Below are 15,736 nucleotides of genomic sequence, written 5' to 3'. Positions count from 1 at the left end.
GCGCCGGGAAGTCTGGTCGGCAATGCCCATCACGAGACCGTGGTGGGTGTGGCTGACGTGGACGGGGTTCGTCGATGGCGCTGGTGCTCGCATTCGGTCTGGTCCTGCTGATCAGCGTCTCGCTGTCCGGTCTCGCCGCTCGCACGATCCTGTCGACCGCGTTGATGTTTCTAGTCGCCGGAGCGTTGATCGGGCAGGGTGGTCTCGGGCTCGTCGACATTCCGTCCAACAGCGCGTTCGTCACCGTTCTGGCTGATCTCGCACTGTTCACGGTTCTGTTCACCGACGGCCAGCGAGCGGGCCTGCCCGACCTGAAACAGGGGTGGCGGCTCTCGGGCAGGGCGCTGGGCCTGGCCATGCCGCTGACCATGGTCGGCATCGCCGTGCCGACGCACTTCCTCACCGGCCTGGACTGGACGACCTCGTTCCTGATCGGCGCGATCCTCTCGCCGACCGACCCGGTGTTCGCCTCCGCCATCGTCGGCCGCACCGACGTGCCGATGCGGTTGCGGCGCCTGCTCAACGTCGAGTCCGGGCTCAACGACGGTCTGGCCCTGCCGTTCGTGCTGATCTTCCTGGCCACCGCGGCTAATAGGGACACCGACTTCCTCACCATCGGCATCGAACTGGCCGCAGGACTCGCACTGGGCGTCGTGATCCCCGCGATCGTGGTGCTGGCGTGGCGGTTGCGGATCTTCACCGCCGAACCGCGGCTGCAGGCGCTCGGCCCTTTGGCGATCGCGGTGATGCTGTACGCGACCTGCCACCTCACCCACGCCAACCCCTACCTCGCCGCGTTCGCCGCTGGATCGACCATTGCGACGCTGGACCGTGTCGCGGCAGAACACTTCGAGCACTTCGGCGACCTGCTCTCCGAGATCACCAAGTTCGCCGCCCTGCTCGTCTTCGGCGCACTGATCACGCCCGAGCGCATCTCGCACCTGAGCGTGGGGGACTGGGCGGTCGCGATCATCGCGATCCTGCTCGTACGTCCGGCGGCGATGATGCTGTCGCTGCTGCGCACGCCGCTGCCCGCACGCGAACGGTCCGTGGCCGCGTGGTTCGGCCCCAAGGGTTTCGCGTCCGTGGTCTACGGGCTCCTCGTGCTGCAAGCAGGGATACCCGCCGGCGAGCACGTGTTCGACCTGGTCGCGATCACCATCGCATTGTCGATCGTCCTGCACTCGTCGACGGACGTGCCCGTGGCGAAGGCGTTGAGCGTCGAGCCACCGGACGGACTACCCACAGGGCAGCCTGAGAGGCCTGTTCGGGAGCAACCGTGATGGAGTCGCTGAACCCGACACTGATCTGGGCAGCGCTCGTGCTGCTGTCCTTCGCAGCGATCCCGCGCCGCTACTGGTACGTGCAGCTGCCTGCGGCCCTCGGTTGGGTGCTGGTGTGGTTCGACGGCGAGTTCACCGGCCATTGGACGGACTCGCTCGGACTTGCCGTGACCGGCGTCAGCATGTTGTGGCTGTGGTTCGTCAAACCACCTAAGGACACCAAGCAGCGAGATCGCAGTGAGTCTTGACGAAGCCGCAGAAGCGGCTCTGCGCGAACGCTGGTCACGCAGTCAGCGGCACATCACCGTGTTCTCCGTCGTCCTGCCGGCGCTGCAGTTGTTGCTGTGCACGATGATCGTTGTGACGGCCGGAGACGGAAGCATCTGGCCGACGGTGATTTCGTTGGCGCCCGTGGCCATCGCAGCGGTGGTGCTGCGCCTGTGGCTCCGGCACCAGGCACCTCTTGATCCTCAGCTGTGGCGGCCCGCGGCGTTCCTCGCGGTGGGAGTGCAACTGCTGTTCGTCGCGGTTCCCGCCTACGACATCGCCACGAGCCGGACCTCCGACGCACTGACAGGACCGGCCATCCTGTTCTTCCTCAGCTGGGCGGTCGCGGTCGCGACATGCGTGTCCGCTCACCGAGCCAGCCGCGCACTACTCACACCCCTTGTGGCCGAGCTGGGATCGGCAGACCTGCGTCTGACACTCCCAGTGCGCGCCGCGGCCACCGGACCCGAACTCGTCTCGGCACGGATCGTCGTCGAGCGCGACCGTGTCGAGTGGACAGTTCGGCTGCACGTGCGCCGCAGCGACAGTCCCCGGATCGATGTGTCGGTTCCGTTCCGGGAACTCCTGCAGGTCACACCGGTGACCCCGCCCGTGGTTCCCGACGAGTTCGACCGTCGGCGGAGTTCGCTCAGGGTGTCCGCGATCGAAGCGTTCGCCAAGCAGCGGCGTGACGCCGGCCGCGTCGGCGATCGGAAGATCGCTGAGGAACTCATGGACGAGTTCGTCCGCAAGCACTTCATCCAGCCTGACCTGGACTCGAACGACATGTCGTACCTGGGTCCGCGACTCAGCCTCGTGACGGTGTTCAGCCGGGGTGGCCAGCAACAGCCGTCACGCGCGGACGGCGCAGCGTCGCCCAAGCAGTAGAGGTACTTCACCTGTTGGTTCAGGAGTTGCCGCGGTAAAGCCGTTCGTAGGCGGCTTTGGCGCGCGCGTCAGTCTCAGCATGTTTGGCTCGGCGGGTCTGCTCGCCGAGGCCGCGCGGAAAGCCTTGTTTGACGAGGCGTTGCTCGGTGGTGTGCCACATGTAGGTCATCGAGTAGAAGTAGCCGACGAACATGCCGAGCAGGATCGACAGGATTCGGATGTAGAGCGGTCCGGGTAGCAGGAGCAGCAGCAGGATCGGCGACATCTGGACGAAGCCGCGAACGAAGTGCCGTACCGCCCACGTGCGGCAGGTGACGTCGTGCAGCACCCACGGGTTGCATCGTTGTGGCAGTCGTCCGCCGACCGCGTACCACAGCCACTGGGCCGGATTGGGTCTGGTTCCACGCAGTGTCATCGGTCCGCGTTCTCCTCGGCCGCTCGGTGGATGGCCGCGATGATCCTGCGGTTCGGCACGCCCTTGATGACGTACTCGACCACGCCGAGTTCTGCGAGTTCGGACTCGGACGGGGCGTCGATGAAGCCGCACAACGCGACGAGCCTGATGGCCGGCACCCGTTGATGAATGCGGCGGATGGCGTGCAAGCCGTCGCCGGACAGGTGTACGTCCACCACGGCGACGTCCGGCAGGTGCTGTTCCGCCAGCCGGATCGCGTCGTCCGCTGTTCCCGCGACCGCGACGACATCGATGTCGTCGGCGCCCTGGAGAACGTCCCGCAGCGTGTCCCGGAAGAACGGGGAGGCGTCGGCGACGAGAACTCTCAGCTGGTCGGGAGTTCCGGTCACGGTGTGGTCCTGTCGGGTTGTGCGGCCTTCAACACTTGCTAAGGTTAGCAAGTGTTGAAGCATGCGACCAGCTGTCGGGCTTCGCATGAGCAAGGAGGGTGAGCGGATGAGCAAGCCGCTGTACCAGCTCAAGGCGGAGTTCTTCAAGACACTGGGGCATCCGGCACGGATCCGGGTGCTGGAGCTGCTCGGCAGGCGTGAGCACGCGGTCGCGGAGATGGTGCCGCAGGTGGGTGTCGAGCCCGCGAACCTCTCCCAGCAGCTGGCGGTGCTGCGCCGGGCCGGCCTGGTCACCACCCGCAAAGAGGGCGCGACCGTCTACTACTCGCTGACCAGCCCGCACGTGGCCGAGCTGCTGGTCGTGGCACGGCGGATCCTCTCGGCCGTGCTGTCCGGGAAGGTCGAACTGCTCGAGGACCTCCGCACCGCCAGCCTGCCGGTGCCGCGCGGCGGTTGAGCCGTGGTCACCCCGTGCCCCTCACCGGAGGCGGGGTGGCCACACCCTCCTACGAACTACCGACTCCACCGCGGGAGCAAACAGCGTGCTGAGTTTGTGGCGCAAGATCCGCCGGACCGGGCGAGTGGCCGAACCTGCGCCGCCGCTGCCCGTGGGCGACCGACCGGCGCAGGCGGCGGTGCTGGGCGGGTCGGTGCAGATCCGGCACGTCGACGCGGGATCGTGCAACGGCTGCGAGGTCGAGATCGGATCGGCGTTCGGGCCGGTCTACGACGGTGAGCGCTATGGGGCGCGGCTGGTCGCTTCGCCTCGGCACGCGGACGCGTTGCTGGTGACCGGTGTGGTGACGCGGAACATGGCCGAGCCGCTGCGGCGTACGTTCGACGCGGTCCCAGCGCCGAAGCTGGTGGTGGCGGTGGGGGACTGTGCACGCAACTGCGGAGTGTTCGCCGGTGCCTACGGGGTGGCCGGTGCGGTGCGCGACGTGGTGCCGGTCGACCTGGAGATCGCCGGGTGTCCGCCGCGGCCGGAGGCGATCATCGAGGGACTTCGGAAGCTGACCGGCCGATGAACCTCGCCGCGACAGGTGTGGCCGCGGTGGTGGCCATCGGGCTGTTGACCGCATTGGCTGGATTCGTCGTCCCGGCGCGGACGGTCGTGTTGGGCGCGGGAACGGCGTTGACGGGTGTGGTGGCGACGGTCGCGGGAGCCGCGGCGCTGGCCGGGGAGTCGTTTTCTGTTGTGCTGCCTGGGTTGTTGCCGCTGTCCGGAGTGTCGCTGGCGCTGGATCCGCTGGGTGGGTTGTTCGTGGCGGTGACCGGTGGTGTCGCGGTGGCCGCCGGGATCTATGGGATGTCCTATGCGGACACTGCGGATCTGCGGGCACGTGGTGTGCAGATGGCGCTGCCGCTGTTCGTGGTGGTGATGGTGCTGGTGCCCGCCGCGGCGAACGTGGGCACGTTGCTGGTGTGCTGGGAACTGATGGCGCTGGCGTCGCTGGTGCTGGTGGTCGCCGAGCACCGGCGTGGCCCGCAGGTGGCCTCGGCGGGCCGGTGGTACGCGGTGATGACGCATCTGGGCTTCATGTCCGTCCTGATTGGACTGATGGTGTTCGTCGCGCACACCGGCGACGACTCGTTCACCGCGCTGCGCGAAGCAGGTCCGCGCCTCTCTCCCGCCGTGGCGGCGGTCGTGTTCGTGGCGACGCTGGCGGGATTCGCGTCCAAGGCGGGGATCGTGCCGCTGCATGCCTGGCTGCCGCGCGCACATCCGGAAGCGCCGAGCCACGTGTCGGCGTTGATGTCGGCGGCGATGGTGAACCTCGGGGTGTACGGGCTGGTGCGGGTCGGGGTGGACCTGCTCGGCGGTGGTGTGGCGTGGTGGTGGCTGCTCGTGCTCGCACTGGGCACGGTGTCGGCCGTGTACGGGATCCTGCACGCAGCGATGAGCTCGGACCTGAAGCGGCTGCTGGGGCAGTCGACGACGGAGAACATGGGCCTGGTGCTGGTCGGAGTCGGCGCGGCCGGGTTGTTCGCCTCCTCCGGGGATCGTGTTCTGGCCGGGCTCGCCCTGACCGCCGCACTGGTGCACGTGGTCGGCCACGCGGCGTTCAAGACGTTGTTGTTCCTGGCGGCGGGGTCGGTTCTGCACGCCACCGGCAGCCGGGATCTCGATGCGCTGGGCGGGTTGCGGCCGACGATGCCGGTGACCACGGCCGCGTTCGGGCTGGGGGCGCTGGCGGCGTCGGCGTTGCCGCCGGGGACGGCGTTCGTGTCGGAGTGGCTGTTGCTGCAGTCGTTGGTACACGGGTTGCCCGCAGGCGGGGTGGCGGCGGCGATCGCCGTGCCGGTCGCGGTGGCGGCCGTGGCGCTGACCGCCGGGTTGGCGGTGGCCACCTTCGTGAAGGCGTTCGGGGTGGGATTCCTGGCGAAACCGCGCAGCGAGGCCGCGGCGAACGCGCACGAGAGCCCGGCCACCATGCTCGCCGGGATGGGCATTGCGGCGCTCGCTTGTCTGATGGTCGCCATCTGGCCTGCAGGGATCCTGCCTGCCGTGCAGGCCGCGGCAGGCAGGGACGCGGTGTCTGGCGAGGTGACGCTGCGGCTGACCGGCGTTACCGGCGCGTTGTCGCCGCTGCTGCTCGCGCTCGGGCTCGTCGCAGCGATGATCGCGGTGGCCGGCGCGGTGCGGGTGGTGGCAGTGCGGAGGGCACGCCGGGAAGCCCGGCTGTGGGACTGCGGCGGGGGTCCCATGTCAGCGCGGATGGAGTACACGGCGACGTCGTTCGCCGAGCCGTTGCAGCGGGTGTTCGACGACGTGGTGCAGCCGGAGCTGGACGTGGACGTGACTCACCACGAGGAGTCCCGGTACCTGGTGCGAGCGGTGGAATACCGCAGGACGGTGCCGGACCGGATCGAGCGGCGCCTCTATCAGCCGGTGCTGGGCCTGATCGCCTTGTGGGGCCGGGCCGGACGCGGGCTGGCATCGGGCAGCGTGCATCGCTACCTCGGCTACGGCTTCTACACGGTCTGCGGCGTGCTGATCCTCTTGGCGACGAGCCGATGAGCGCGCTCGGGGTGGTCGGCGGGGTCGTGCAGCCGGTGCTGATCGTGGCTGGATCGCCGCTGCTGGTCGGGCTGATGCGGCAGGTACGGGCCAGGATGGAGGGCCGGGCGGGCGCCGGGGTCTGGCAGCCGTGGCGTGATCTGCGCAAGCTGCTGCGCAAGGAATCGATCACTCCGCGCGGCACGAGTGAGGTGTTCCGTCTCGCCCCGCTGGTGCTGGTGGCCACGACTGTGGTGGTCGCGATCGTGGCGCCGTTCGTGACGACCGACTCAGCGCTGGATCCGGCGGCGGATCTGTTCGCGGTGGTGGCGTTGCTGGCGCTGGGCGCGGTGGCGCTCGCGCTGGCGGGACTGGACACCGGCACGGCGTTCGGCGGGATGGGCGCCAGCCGGGAGATGACCATTCTCGCGCTGGTGGAGCCGACTCTGCTGGTGGCGATCTTCGCGTTGTCGGTGCGGGTCGGGTCGACCAACCTCGCGGCGATCGTGTCCTCGACCCTGCACGAACCGGCGCGGGTGATCTCCCCGGTGAGCCTGCTGGCCGCGGTCGCCCTGATCGTGGTGATCATCGCGGAGACCGGCAGGTTGCCGGTGGACAACCCGTCGACACACCTCGAACTCACGATGGTGCACGAGGCGATGGTGCTGGAGTACGCGGGCCCTGACCTCGCACTGGTGGAACTGGCATCGGCGATGCGGCTGTCGGTGTTCCTTGGGTTGCTGGCGAACCTGTTCGCACCGTGGGGAATCGCCACCACGGCCACTCCGCCGGCGCTGTTGATCGGCGTGCTGGCCCTGGTCGTCAAGGTCGGTGTGCTCGGCGTCCTGCTCGCGGCCGGCGAGGTGTTCGTCGCGAAGTTGCGGCTGTTCCGGGTGCCCGAGCTGCTGGCCGGGTCGTTCGTGCTGGCGCTGCTGGCCGTCGCGGCCTCGTTCTTCCTGGCCTGAAGGAGAATGCCGATGAGCGAGAGCCTGTACGTGTCGCTGCTGGATCTGGCGTGCGGTGCCTTGTTGTTGACGGCCGTGCTGGTGCTGTGGCTCCGCGAGCTCGCGGTGATCATCCGGGTGTTCGCGTTGCAGGGTGCCGCACTTGCCGTCCTCGTGGGTGTGTTGGCAGCCCACGAGAACTCCGTGGAGCTGTGGGCCGTGGCGGTGGGAGTGCTGGTGCTGCGCGCGGGACTGCTGCCTTACCTGTTGCGCCGGGCCCTGGCAGGTGCGGGGGAGTCGCAGCGGGAGACGAGCCCACTGGTGAACGTGGCGTCGTCGCTGTTGGCAGCCGCTGCGCTGACGCTGCTGGCCTACGCGGTGTCGCAGCCGTTGGTGGCGTTGGCGTCCTCGGCGGCGACACAGGCGATCCCGGTCGGGCTGACCGTGGTGCTGATCGGGTTCTTCGTGCTGGTGACCCGGCGTCGCGCACTGTCGCAGCTGGTCGGCTTTCTGTTGATGGACAACGGGATCACCGCGGTCGGGTTCCTCACCACCACCGGGGTGGGCCTCGTGGTGGAGCTCGGGGTGTCGCTGGACGTGCTGCTGGCGGTGCTGGTCCTGCAGATTCTCACCGCCCGGATGCGGGAGACCTTCGGCGACACCGACCTCGACGAACTGCGGGAGTTGCGCGACTGATGACTGTGCTAGTTCCCGTGGGAGTGCCCGTGCTCGGCGCACTCACCTACCTCTTGTTCGGCTGGCGACGCGCCACCGCGTGGATCAGCGCGCTGAGCGCGAGCGTTGTGCTGACCGCCGCGATCCTCCTGGCGGTCGCGGTGACCCGATCCGGGCCGCTGACCGCGTTGGGCGGGCTGTTGCGAGTGGACGCGCTGTCGGCGTTCATGCTGCTGGTGATCGGCTCGGTCGGGCTGATCGCCACCGCCGCGACCCCGTCGTATCTGCGGGAGGAGATCACAGCAGAACGAGCCACCGGCCGTACCGCCGCACGACACAGCATGCTCGTGCAGCTGTTCCTCGCCACCATGGCGCTGGCGGTACTCGCCGCGAATCTCGGCGTGGTGTGGGTGGCGGTCGAGGCCACCACGATCGTCACCGCGTTCCTGGTCGGGCAGCGCCGCACCCGCGCCTCCGTGGAAGCGGCGTGGAAGTACGTGGTGATCTGCTCGGCCGGTATCGCGCTCGCGTTGCTGGGCACCATCGTGCTCAACTTCGCCGCCGCCCACGCTCCCGGCACCGCCGGGCTGGATCTCACCGCGCTCGCCACCTACGCACCAGGCCTCGATCCCGGTGTCACCCGCATCGCGATCATGTTGCTGGTGCTCGGGTTCGGCACCAAGGCCGGCCTGGCCCCGCTGCACGCGTGGCTGCCGGACGCGCACTCCCAAGCACCGGCGCCGGTGTCGGCACTGATGTCCGGGGTGCTGCTGTCAGTGGCGTTCTACGCGATCCTGCGCGTCAAGGTGATCAGCGATGGTGCGCTGGGCACCGGGTTCGCCCGCACGCTGCTCGCCGTGATGGCGCTGGCGTCACTGCTGCTGGCCGCGTCGCTGCTCATCGCCCAGCGGGACTACAAGCGAATGCTGGCCTACTCCAGCATCGAGCACCTCGGCCTGGTCGCGTTCGGCGCCGCGATCGGCAGTCCGCTCGCGCTGGCCGCCGCACTGCTGCACGTCCTCGGCCACGGGCTGGTCAAGTCGGTGCTGTTCCTCGGCGCCGGCCGCGTCCTGCAGATCACCGGCACCAGCCAGGTCGACGGAGTGCGCGGCTTGCTGGCACGCCACCCGGCGCTAGCGGTGACGTTCGGTCTCGGCGTGTTCGCGCTGATCGGCCTGCCTCCGTTCAGCTTGTTCGCCAGCGAACTCGGCATTGTCCGCGCCGGCTTCACCGCCGGTCTCGGCTTGCCGACCGCTGCCGCGCTGCTGCTGGTGCTGGTGGTCGCCGCCGCCCTGATCGTCCGTACCAGCCGAATGCTCCTCGGACCGCCTCTGTTCACTCCGGACACCGCGGCGGCCTCGCCGATCCCGATCGCGCTGGCGGGCGGGTTGCTCGCGTGTGCCGTGCTCGGTGTCGCCGCGGGACCGCTGCCGGTACTGCTGGACCTGGCCACTGACACCCTGGTGGTGACTCGATGATCACGACCCTCGCCCCTGCGGAATTGCCCGAGCACGCCAGTTCCCTGTTGGCACAGGGATACCGGCTCGCGCTGGTCGCCGGCCATGACGACATAGATCGCCTGCGCGCGGTGTACCTGTTCACCGCCGCCGCGCCGGATCGGCGGCTCGAACTGCACGTCCCGCTGGATCCTGACGCGCCTGAGGTGCCGAGCCTGGCACGGCTGTCGTTCGCTGCCGGACGGTTCGAACGCGAGATGCACGACCTGTTCGGCATCGTGCCTGCCGACCACCCGCTACCGCGACGGCTGGTGCGCCACTTCCACTGGCCTCAGGGCTGGTACCCGATGCTCACCGACGCGGGCGACCCGCCGGAGTTCGGAGACCTCGACGGCCCCTACCCGTTCCGGACCGTGGAGGGACCAGGCGTCTACGAGATCCCGGTCGGGCCGGTGCACGCCGGCATGATCGGACCGGGCCACTTCCGGTTCTCCGTGGTCGGCGAGACGATCCTCAACCTCAAGGCGCGGCTCTGGTTCGTCCACAGAGGACTCGAAAAGCTGTTCCACGGTCGCATCCCGGAGGACGGGATCGAACTGGCGGAACGGGTGAGCGGTGACACCAGCGTCGGCCACACGCTCGCCTTCTGCCTCGCCGTTGAGGACGCCCACCGTCTGCCCGTGCCCGAGGACGCGCAACGCATCCGCGCGATCCTGCTCGAGCTCGAACGGCTCTACAACCACATCACCGACATCGGCGCGTTGTGCAACGACGTCGCCTACAGCGTGCTCAACGCCCATGCCCAGCGCGTTCGCGAACGCCTGCTGCGCATCAACGACGCCGTCACCGGTCACCGGCTGCTGCGCGGGGCCATCCACGTCGGCGGTGCCACGATCACCGCACTTCCTGACCCGCGTGAGCTGGCCGCGATCGGCGTCGACGTCGGTGAGATCGTCGCGCTGGCACTGTCCAACACCGTCGTGGCCGACCGGTTCACCGGCACCGCCCTGCTGAGTCAGACCCAGGCCGCTGACCTCGGCGCGCTGGGCGTCGTGGCCCGCGCCAGCGGCCTGGCCATCGACGCCCGACATGATCACCCGTTCCTGTCCTCGGAGTTCCCCCGCGCGGTCCACACTCATACGAACGGTGACGTCCTGTCCCGGTTTCTGGTGCGGGCGGAGGAAGTCGTCGCCTCGATCGCCAGGATCACCAGCCTCATCGACATGCTGGGCGGTCGAACCGCCGCGACCGCACGGACTGCCAGGAGGACTGGCCGGTCCGGTGTCGGCATCGTCGAGGGATGGCGCGGCACGATCGTGCATCGCGTCGAGTTCGCCGGCGACGGGAGGCTGAGTCGGGTGAAGGTCGTGGACCCCAGCTTCTTCAACTGGCCCGCGCTCCCGGTCGCGCTGGCCGACACGATCGTTCCCGACTTCCCGTTGACCAACAAGAGCTTCAACCTCTCCTACGCCGGCAACGACCTGTAGGGCCACCCGATCGGGTGTGTGCGGACTCGCACGCTCCAACACTTGCAAACTTGTTTAAGTGCGCAGATCATTGAGTTCTTCGGTCGAGGAGAGATGTTGAGGACGATGAGCGAGTTCGAAGCGGCGCTGCGGACCAAGGTCGCCGAAGCTGGGGAGACCCTGCGGGAAGCCCGGCAGGCCGGCCACGACTACGAAATCCACCTGCACAGCGCCCGGATCCGCGACCTGCTCGACCGAGCTGCCCAGCACGGCGTCGACACCCACGACTGGATCGACTCGGCGCTGCTGGAGAACTCCGGGCTCGGGCACTGACCATGAGCGCGCCATCGAGCGACTGCGTGGTCGCAGTGGTCGGCGGAATCGCCGCGACCACGACGGTGCTCCGTCGCTACGCCGCGGTCGTCGAAGACGAGGCGGGACTGCCGACCCGAGTCATCGCCTCCGACTACGGACTGCACGACCTGCCGCCTGACACGGGCGCCGTGCTGCTGGTCCGGGCCACACCCGAGCGCGAGCAGAGGGCCCGCGACTCCCTCGTCGGTGTCCCGGTCCTCACCGACCAGGACACCATCGCGATCGCCCTGACCGCCGCGTTGCTCACCACGCTGACGCGCGCCGGCAAAGCGCCGGAGACCAGCCGGGTCGTCATCGCGGGTGCCGGCACCATGCCGCTGCTCAACCCGGTCCTGCTGGCCGCCGGAATCCGTGACATCACCACCTGGAACCCCGTCGACGCGCTCGCGTTCCCGTTGCGCCGCATCGCCGCCGACGCCGATGCGGTGATCAACCTGGTCGGCGGGGGCGGCCGCTTCGCCTGGCCACGGCACGCCGCACCCGCGGTGATCGTGCCGGACCCGGCGCGCGACCCGTTGCTGGCCCTTCCGGGGCTGCTGCGCGCGCTCAGCCGGCGTCCGCGCGCACGCCTGACCCCGGACGTCCAGCGCGCCTGTGCGATCGCGCTGTCCGCAGCCACCCCGCCCGGCGAACAGGTGCCCCGGCGTGCCGACGAGACCCTCACCCGCCAGATCGCCGAATTCGCGACAGACGCACTGCACCGAGGAGCCGCACGATGACCGCCCCCACCGTTCCCGGCCTGAACCCGGCGCCGACCACACACCAGCGGTTGCTGGCGTGGGTGTCCGAGGTCGCGGCGCTGACCACTCCCGACGAGGTGGTGTGGTGCGACGGCTCACCGCAGGAATGGCAGCGGCTGACCGACAAGCTGGTCGAGGCGGGAACCCTCGTTCGGCTGGACCGCAAGCCCAACTCGTTCTGGTGCGCCTCGGATCCCACCGATGTGGCCAGGGTGGAGGACCGCACCTACATCTGCTCGGCTGACGAAGCCGACTCGGGTCCCACCAACAACTGGATGGACCCGGTCGACATGAAGGTCATCATGACCGAGCACTACCGGGGCAGCATGGCCGGCCGCACCATGTACGTCATCCCGTTCTGCATGGGCCCGTTGTCCGCTGACAATCCCATGCTGGGCGCGGAGATCACCGACTCCGAGTACGTGGTCATCTCGATGCACATCATGACCCGCATGGGCAGCGCCGCCCTTGCACTGTTCGGCGACGACGCGGAGTTCGTTCGTTGCCTGCATTCCGTTGGCGCACCCCTCAAGCCCGGCCAGGCCGACGTGCCGTGGCCGTGTGACCGCACGAAGTACATCACCCAGTTCCCCGAGGAACGGATGATCTGGAGCTACGGCTCCGGCTACGGGGGCAACGCCCTGCTCGGCAAGAAGTGCTACTCGCTGCGCATCGCCAGCGTGATGGCGCGCGACGAGGGCTGGCTCGCCGAGCACATGCTGATCCTCAAACTCACCTCACCACAGGGCAAGGTCCACTTCATCGCCGCCGCGTTCCCTTCGGCGTGCGGCAAGACCAACCTCGCCATGCTGGATCCCGCACTTCCGGGCTGGGAAGTCGAAACCCTCGGTGACGACATCGCCTGGATGCGGTTCGGGGACGACGGCCGCCTCTACGCGGTCAACCCCGAGAACGGCTTCTTCGGCGTCGCGCCGGGCACCGGCTGGAACACCAACCCCAACGCCATGCTCACGCTGGCCCAAGGCAACTCCATCTACACCAACGTTGCGCTCACCGACGACGGCGACGTCTGGTGGGAGGGCTGCTCCGACACCTCGCCGGACTACCTCACCTCGTGGCGGCGAGAAGACTGGACGCCCGAGTCCACCGACCCGTCCTCACACCCCAACTCCCGCTACTGCACACCGATCGCCCAGTGCCCGATCGCCGCCCCCGAGTGGGACGACCCTGACGGCGTGCCGATCTCGGCGATCTTCTTCGGCGGCCGCCGCGCCACCACCGTCCCCCTGGTCGTCGAGTCGTTCGACTGGCAGCACGGCGTTTTCATGGGCGCCACGCTCTCCTCGGAGACCACCGCCGCCGCCACCGGCCAGGTCGGCGTGGTGCGCCGCGACCCCATGGCGATGCTGCCGTTCATTGGCTATCACGCCGGCGACTACTTCCAGCACTGGATCAACACAGGCAAGAACGCCGACACCACCAAGCTCCCGAAGATCTTCTACGTCAACTGGTTCCGCCGCGGCGACGACGGCCGGTTCCTCTGGCCGGGATTCAGCGAGAACGCCCGCATCCTCAAATGGGCTGTCGACCGCGTCGAAGGTCGCGCCACCGGGTTCCAGACCCCGATCGGCTGGGTTCCCGGCCCGAGGGCTCTCGAGCTCGACGGCCTAGACGTGCCGCGCGAGGACATCAAGCAGGCGCTGAACGTCGACGACGACGAGTGGCGCGCCGAACTCCCACTGATCGAGCAGTGGTTCGCCACCATCGGGGACAAGCTCCCCACCGCGTTGCAGGACGAACTCCAGGCGCTCAAGCACCGCCTTGGTTGATGCCGTCGCCGGCCGATGGCAACCTCACTCCGCGACCTCGCCATCGGCCGGCGACACCCACCCACTCGCCGGCGTGACCGTTCGGCAGCATCTCGTGGCGTCAGGAAGCGGTGCTCACAGGCCAGTGATCATCAGGTCGTCGACGTCGAAGCTCAGCCTGTTGCGTACCGTGATCACACCCGGAACGCCGCGCGCGATCCACTCGGCCCGCTCGGTCGCGCTGTGCAGACTGAGCGTCCCGTCGAGCGTCACCACCCCACCTGACACGTGCACCGTGACCCCGTGCACCCTCGTCGAGGCGGGCAGGTGTCGTTCCAGGTCCGCGCGAATCTCGTCATCGCCACGCAGGAACAGCCGCAGCGCGTCACGACCGGTGAGCACTCCCACGAGCGTGCCCGCACCGTTCACCACGCACAGCAAGCTCGCGTGTTCACCCGCGAGCAGCCGTAGCGCAGCACACAGACTCAAGCCCTCCGTTACGGTCGCCACCGGAGTGGTCATCAGGTCAGCCGCGACCGTCGCGGACGACTTGTGCCACCGCACCCGCCTGTGGGCGCCCGCCAGCACCGGCGGATTCTCCGCACCGCCGCGGAACTCCAGCTTGGCCGCCAGGTCCTCCTCGGACACCACGCCGACCGGGTGTCCGGCCGAGTCCACCACCGGGATTGCCGTCACCTCGTGGACGATCATCAGGCCGACGAGTTCCTTGAACGGGCTGTCCAGTGCGGCGGTGACGACTCTCCGGCACATCACGTCCGCCGTCTTCGGCTCACTCATGCGCGCCCTCCCACAGCCGTGCGAGGTGACCAGGGTTGCCTACTTGGTAAGATTAGCAACTGCTGAATCCCGTTGAAATGCATCCCGAGTCGCAGCGACAGGGATCCACCAGGGAGGATCAGCACCATGACGACGGTCGGCCGGAAGGGGCTTCGATGAGCAGGCCCCTCTATCAAGTCAAGGCGGAGTTCTTCAAGACACTCGGCCACCCGGCACGCATCCGGGTGCTCGAACTGCTCAGCGAGCGCGAGCACTCCGTCGCGGAGATGTTGCCTGAGGTCGGTATCGAAGCCGCCAACCTCTCCCAGCAGCTGGCGGTGCTGCGCCGCGCCGGACTCGTGACCACTCGCAAAGAAGGCTCCAACGTCTTCTACTCGCTGACCAGCCCTCATGTCGCGGAGTTGCTCGCCGTCGCCAGGCGCATCCTCACCGGAGTCATCACCGGCCAGATGGAGCTCCTCGAAGACCTTCGCACGCCGGCCGCCGCCTCGCCCCGCAGTCGAGCCCGCAAGCAGAGCTGAACCTGCCCCGCTGTTGCAGAGCAGTCCGGCGAGACGTCCCCGACTTCGATGCGGAGACCACGGAAATCCTCGACGCGCCAGAGGCGAAGCCGACGAGGATGCCGCCGTGGTCGCAAGCCTTGCTGAGCAGTTCGGTCACGGCCAGTTGGACGTCTTCCAGTACATCTTGCGACATGTCCGCATGCTCCTCCACTCGCAGAACGCAGCCGCCGAACGCGGGACGCGGCTGTCGCGAGTGGTGTCGTAAGCAGGCAGGGTGGGCTGGCGGGTTGCCAGTGGATGGTGTTGGTTTTCGCTCGCAGGCGAAGCAGGCGCCAGGGAGGATCAACAGTCGTCCTCGCGGAGTGCCAATGCACCAGCCGCGGCGACGAGCTGCCGGTGTTCGCTTTCACCGTCTTCGACGTCTCCCGGGCGCCTGCGCTAGCTGGGTTGGCAGGTGCCCGCGTACACCTTTCCCGCCAACCGCACCGATCTCGCTGTGCTGAGGATCGTGGTGCGCAACGGCTTCGCCCATGACCTCGCTGAACTGCTACTCGCCGACCTGGGCAGGCTGCTGGCCGAGCTGCAGGCTCAGCCAGGACCGCTGCACACCGGGGGCGACGCCACCGTATTCCACCACTGACCTGTCGAGTCAAGAGAATGCTTGCGCCGCCTATGTTTCAGGCAAAGCATCCGGTCGCGCCGGATGGGCGGCTACCCTCGCGCTAAGGGCCGTGACGGCACGGGGAGCATGCCGGACCGGCCTGGT

The 15,736-nt window shown here is 68.5% G+C and carries 17 protein-coding genes and 1 pseudogene; 15 read left to right on the top strand and 3 right to left on the bottom strand.

Features of this window, described 5'->3' with window-relative positions:
- The first annotated feature begins 74 nt into the window (after positions 1 to 74).
- The 3 genes from SK854_RS05140 to SK854_RS05130 are packed head-to-tail and all read left to right on the top strand — an operon-like array spanning position 75 to position 2,438.
- Complete coding sequence (locus SK854_RS05140) at positions 75 to 1,283, top strand: cation:proton antiporter (protein ID WP_319973811.1); 1,209 nt, start codon at positions 75 to 77, stop codon at positions 1,281 to 1,283.
- Complete coding sequence (locus tag SK854_RS05135; protein WP_319973810.1) at positions 1,283 to 1,531, top strand: hypothetical protein; 249 nt, start codon at positions 1,283 to 1,285, stop codon at positions 1,529 to 1,531. Before SK854_RS05140 ends, SK854_RS05135 begins: the two co-directional genes overlap by 1 nt.
- Positions 1,521 to 2,438 (top strand): hypothetical protein, encoded by a 918-nt coding sequence (locus tag SK854_RS05130; RefSeq protein ID WP_319973809.1) that lies wholly within the window; start codon positions 1,521 to 1,523, stop codon positions 2,436 to 2,438. Before SK854_RS05135 ends, SK854_RS05130 begins: the two co-directional genes overlap by 11 nt.
- Before the next feature lie 19 nt (positions 2,439 to 2,457).
- On the opposite strand, the gene SK854_RS05125 is transcribed toward SK854_RS05130, so the two are convergent.
- Together SK854_RS05125 and SK854_RS05120 are read right to left on the bottom strand one after the other, a co-directional pair.
- Complete coding sequence (locus SK854_RS05125; protein ID WP_319973808.1) at positions 2,458 to 2,853, bottom strand: DUF5313 domain-containing protein; 396 nt, start codon at positions 2,851 to 2,853, stop codon at positions 2,458 to 2,460.
- Positions 2,850 to 3,242 carry a response regulator gene (locus tag SK854_RS05120; RefSeq protein ID WP_319973807.1) on the bottom strand — a complete coding sequence of 131 codons (393 nt, stop codon included), beginning with the start codon at positions 3,240 to 3,242 and terminating at the stop codon, positions 2,850 to 2,852. The genes SK854_RS05125 and SK854_RS05120 overlap by 4 nt, the downstream gene beginning before the upstream one ends.
- A 106-nt stretch (positions 3,243 to 3,348) precedes the next feature.
- On the opposite strand from SK854_RS05120, the gene SK854_RS05115 reads away from it, so the two are divergent.
- From SK854_RS05115 to SK854_RS05070, 10 genes are all read left to right on the top strand, one after another.
- Complete coding sequence (locus SK854_RS05115; RefSeq protein ID WP_319973806.1) at positions 3,349 to 3,699, top strand: ArsR/SmtB family transcription factor; 351 nt, start codon at positions 3,349 to 3,351, stop codon at positions 3,697 to 3,699.
- An 85-nt stretch (positions 3,700 to 3,784) separates the two neighbouring features.
- Entirely contained in the window at positions 3,785 to 4,270 is a 486-nt protein-coding gene (locus tag SK854_RS05110; protein WP_319973805.1) for an NADH-quinone oxidoreductase subunit B family protein, read from the top strand.
- Complete coding sequence (locus SK854_RS05105; protein ID WP_319973804.1) at positions 4,267 to 6,264, top strand: proton-conducting transporter transmembrane domain-containing protein; 1,998 nt, start codon at positions 4,267 to 4,269, stop codon at positions 6,262 to 6,264. Before SK854_RS05110 ends, SK854_RS05105 begins: the two co-directional genes overlap by 4 nt.
- Positions 6,261 to 7,208 carry a respiratory chain complex I subunit 1 family protein gene (locus SK854_RS05100; RefSeq protein WP_319973803.1) on the top strand — a complete coding sequence of 316 codons (948 nt, stop codon included), beginning with the start codon at positions 6,261 to 6,263 and terminating at the stop codon, positions 7,206 to 7,208. Before SK854_RS05105 ends, SK854_RS05100 begins: the two co-directional genes overlap by 4 nt.
- Before the next feature lie 12 nt (positions 7,209 to 7,220).
- The gene (locus tag SK854_RS05095) at positions 7,221 to 7,883 is read left to right on the top strand and encodes a hypothetical protein (RefSeq protein WP_319973802.1); all 663 of its coding nucleotides are present in this window, start codon (positions 7,221 to 7,223) and stop codon (positions 7,881 to 7,883) included.
- Positions 7,883 to 9,340 carry a proton-conducting transporter transmembrane domain-containing protein gene (locus SK854_RS05090; RefSeq protein ID WP_319973801.1) on the top strand — a complete coding sequence of 486 codons (1,458 nt, stop codon included), beginning with the start codon at positions 7,883 to 7,885 and terminating at the stop codon, positions 9,338 to 9,340. Before SK854_RS05095 ends, SK854_RS05090 begins: the two co-directional genes overlap by 1 nt.
- Positions 9,337 to 10,806 carry a hydrogenase large subunit gene (locus tag SK854_RS05085; protein WP_319973800.1) on the top strand — a complete coding sequence of 490 codons (1,470 nt, stop codon included), beginning with the start codon at positions 9,337 to 9,339 and terminating at the stop codon, positions 10,804 to 10,806. The genes SK854_RS05090 and SK854_RS05085 overlap by 4 nt, the downstream gene beginning before the upstream one ends.
- Positions 10,807 to 10,911: 105 nt before the next feature.
- Entirely contained in the window at positions 10,912 to 11,118 is a 207-nt protein-coding gene (locus SK854_RS05080; protein WP_319973799.1) for a hypothetical protein, read from the top strand.
- Positions 11,119 to 11,120: 2 nt separating this feature from the next.
- Entirely contained in the window at positions 11,121 to 11,879 is a 759-nt protein-coding gene (locus SK854_RS05075) for a hypothetical protein (protein ID WP_319973798.1), read from the top strand.
- Positions 11,876 to 13,690, top strand: coding sequence for a phosphoenolpyruvate carboxykinase (GTP) (locus SK854_RS05070; protein ID WP_319973797.1), 1,815 nt, complete (start codon positions 11,876 to 11,878; stop codon positions 13,688 to 13,690). Before SK854_RS05075 ends, SK854_RS05070 begins: the two co-directional genes overlap by 4 nt.
- A 114-nt stretch (positions 13,691 to 13,804) precedes the next feature.
- Here the strand turns inward: SK854_RS05070 and SK854_RS05065 are convergent, their stop codons facing one another.
- Positions 13,805 to 14,467, bottom strand: coding sequence for a CBS domain-containing protein (locus SK854_RS05065; RefSeq protein WP_319973796.1), 663 nt, complete (start codon positions 14,465 to 14,467; stop codon positions 13,805 to 13,807).
- 155 nt (positions 14,468 to 14,622) lie between these two features.
- Here SK854_RS05065 and SK854_RS05060 point away from each other — a divergent pair, with 155 nt between their 5' ends.
- Complete coding sequence (locus SK854_RS05060; RefSeq protein WP_319973795.1) at positions 14,623 to 14,988, top strand: ArsR/SmtB family transcription factor; 366 nt, start codon at positions 14,623 to 14,625, stop codon at positions 14,986 to 14,988.
- Between the two features lie 357 nt (positions 14,989 to 15,345).
- Positions 15,346 to 15,610, top strand: a pseudogene (locus SK854_RS05055) (glutamate decarboxylase); the annotation flags it as partial.
- Positions 15,611 to 15,736: the final 126 nt, after the last annotated feature.

This window comes from Lentzea sokolovensis (genome assembly GCF_033949975.1).
GTDB classification, from domain to species: Bacteria; Actinomycetota; Actinomycetes; order Mycobacteriales; family Pseudonocardiaceae; genus Lentzea; species Lentzea sokolovensis.
The sequence above is the reverse complement of the archived record's forward strand: the minus strand, read 5'-3'. Positions and strand labels throughout refer to the sequence as shown.

Excerpts from the sequence above, each read along its gene's own strand:
- SK854_RS05140 (WP_319973811.1), top strand. The coding sequence starts at position 75 with ATGGCGCTGGTGCTCGCATTCGGTCTGGTCCTGCTGATCAGCGTCTCG.
- SK854_RS05135 (WP_319973810.1), top strand. The coding sequence starts at position 1,283 with ATGGAGTCGCTGAACCCGACACTGATCTGGGCAGCGCTCGTGCTGCTG.
- SK854_RS05125 (WP_319973808.1), bottom strand. The coding sequence starts at position 2,853 with ATGACACTGCGTGGAACCAGACCCAATCCGGCCCAGTGGCTGTGGTAC.
- SK854_RS05115 (WP_319973806.1), top strand. The coding sequence starts at position 3,349 with ATGAGCAAGCCGCTGTACCAGCTCAAGGCGGAGTTCTTCAAGACACTG.
- SK854_RS05105 (WP_319973804.1), top strand. The coding sequence starts at position 4,267 with ATGAACCTCGCCGCGACAGGTGTGGCCGCGGTGGTGGCCATCGGGCTG.
- SK854_RS05100 (WP_319973803.1), top strand. The coding sequence starts at position 6,261 with ATGAGCGCGCTCGGGGTGGTCGGCGGGGTCGTGCAGCCGGTGCTGATC.
- SK854_RS05095 (WP_319973802.1), top strand. The coding sequence starts at position 7,221 with ATGAGCGAGAGCCTGTACGTGTCGCTGCTGGATCTGGCGTGCGGTGCC.
- SK854_RS05090 (WP_319973801.1), top strand. The coding sequence starts at position 7,883 with ATGACTGTGCTAGTTCCCGTGGGAGTGCCCGTGCTCGGCGCACTCACC.
- SK854_RS05085 (WP_319973800.1), top strand. The coding sequence starts at position 9,337 with ATGATCACGACCCTCGCCCCTGCGGAATTGCCCGAGCACGCCAGTTCC.
- SK854_RS05080 (WP_319973799.1), top strand. The coding sequence starts at position 10,912 with ATGAGCGAGTTCGAAGCGGCGCTGCGGACCAAGGTCGCCGAAGCTGGG.
- SK854_RS05075 (WP_319973798.1), top strand. The coding sequence starts at position 11,121 with ATGAGCGCGCCATCGAGCGACTGCGTGGTCGCAGTGGTCGGCGGAATC.
- SK854_RS05070 (WP_319973797.1), top strand. The coding sequence starts at position 11,876 with ATGACCGCCCCCACCGTTCCCGGCCTGAACCCGGCGCCGACCACACAC.
- SK854_RS05065 (WP_319973796.1), bottom strand. The coding sequence starts at position 14,467 with ATGAGTGAGCCGAAGACGGCGGACGTGATGTGCCGGAGAGTCGTCACC.
- SK854_RS05060 (WP_319973795.1), top strand. The coding sequence starts at position 14,623 with ATGAGCAGGCCCCTCTATCAAGTCAAGGCGGAGTTCTTCAAGACACTC.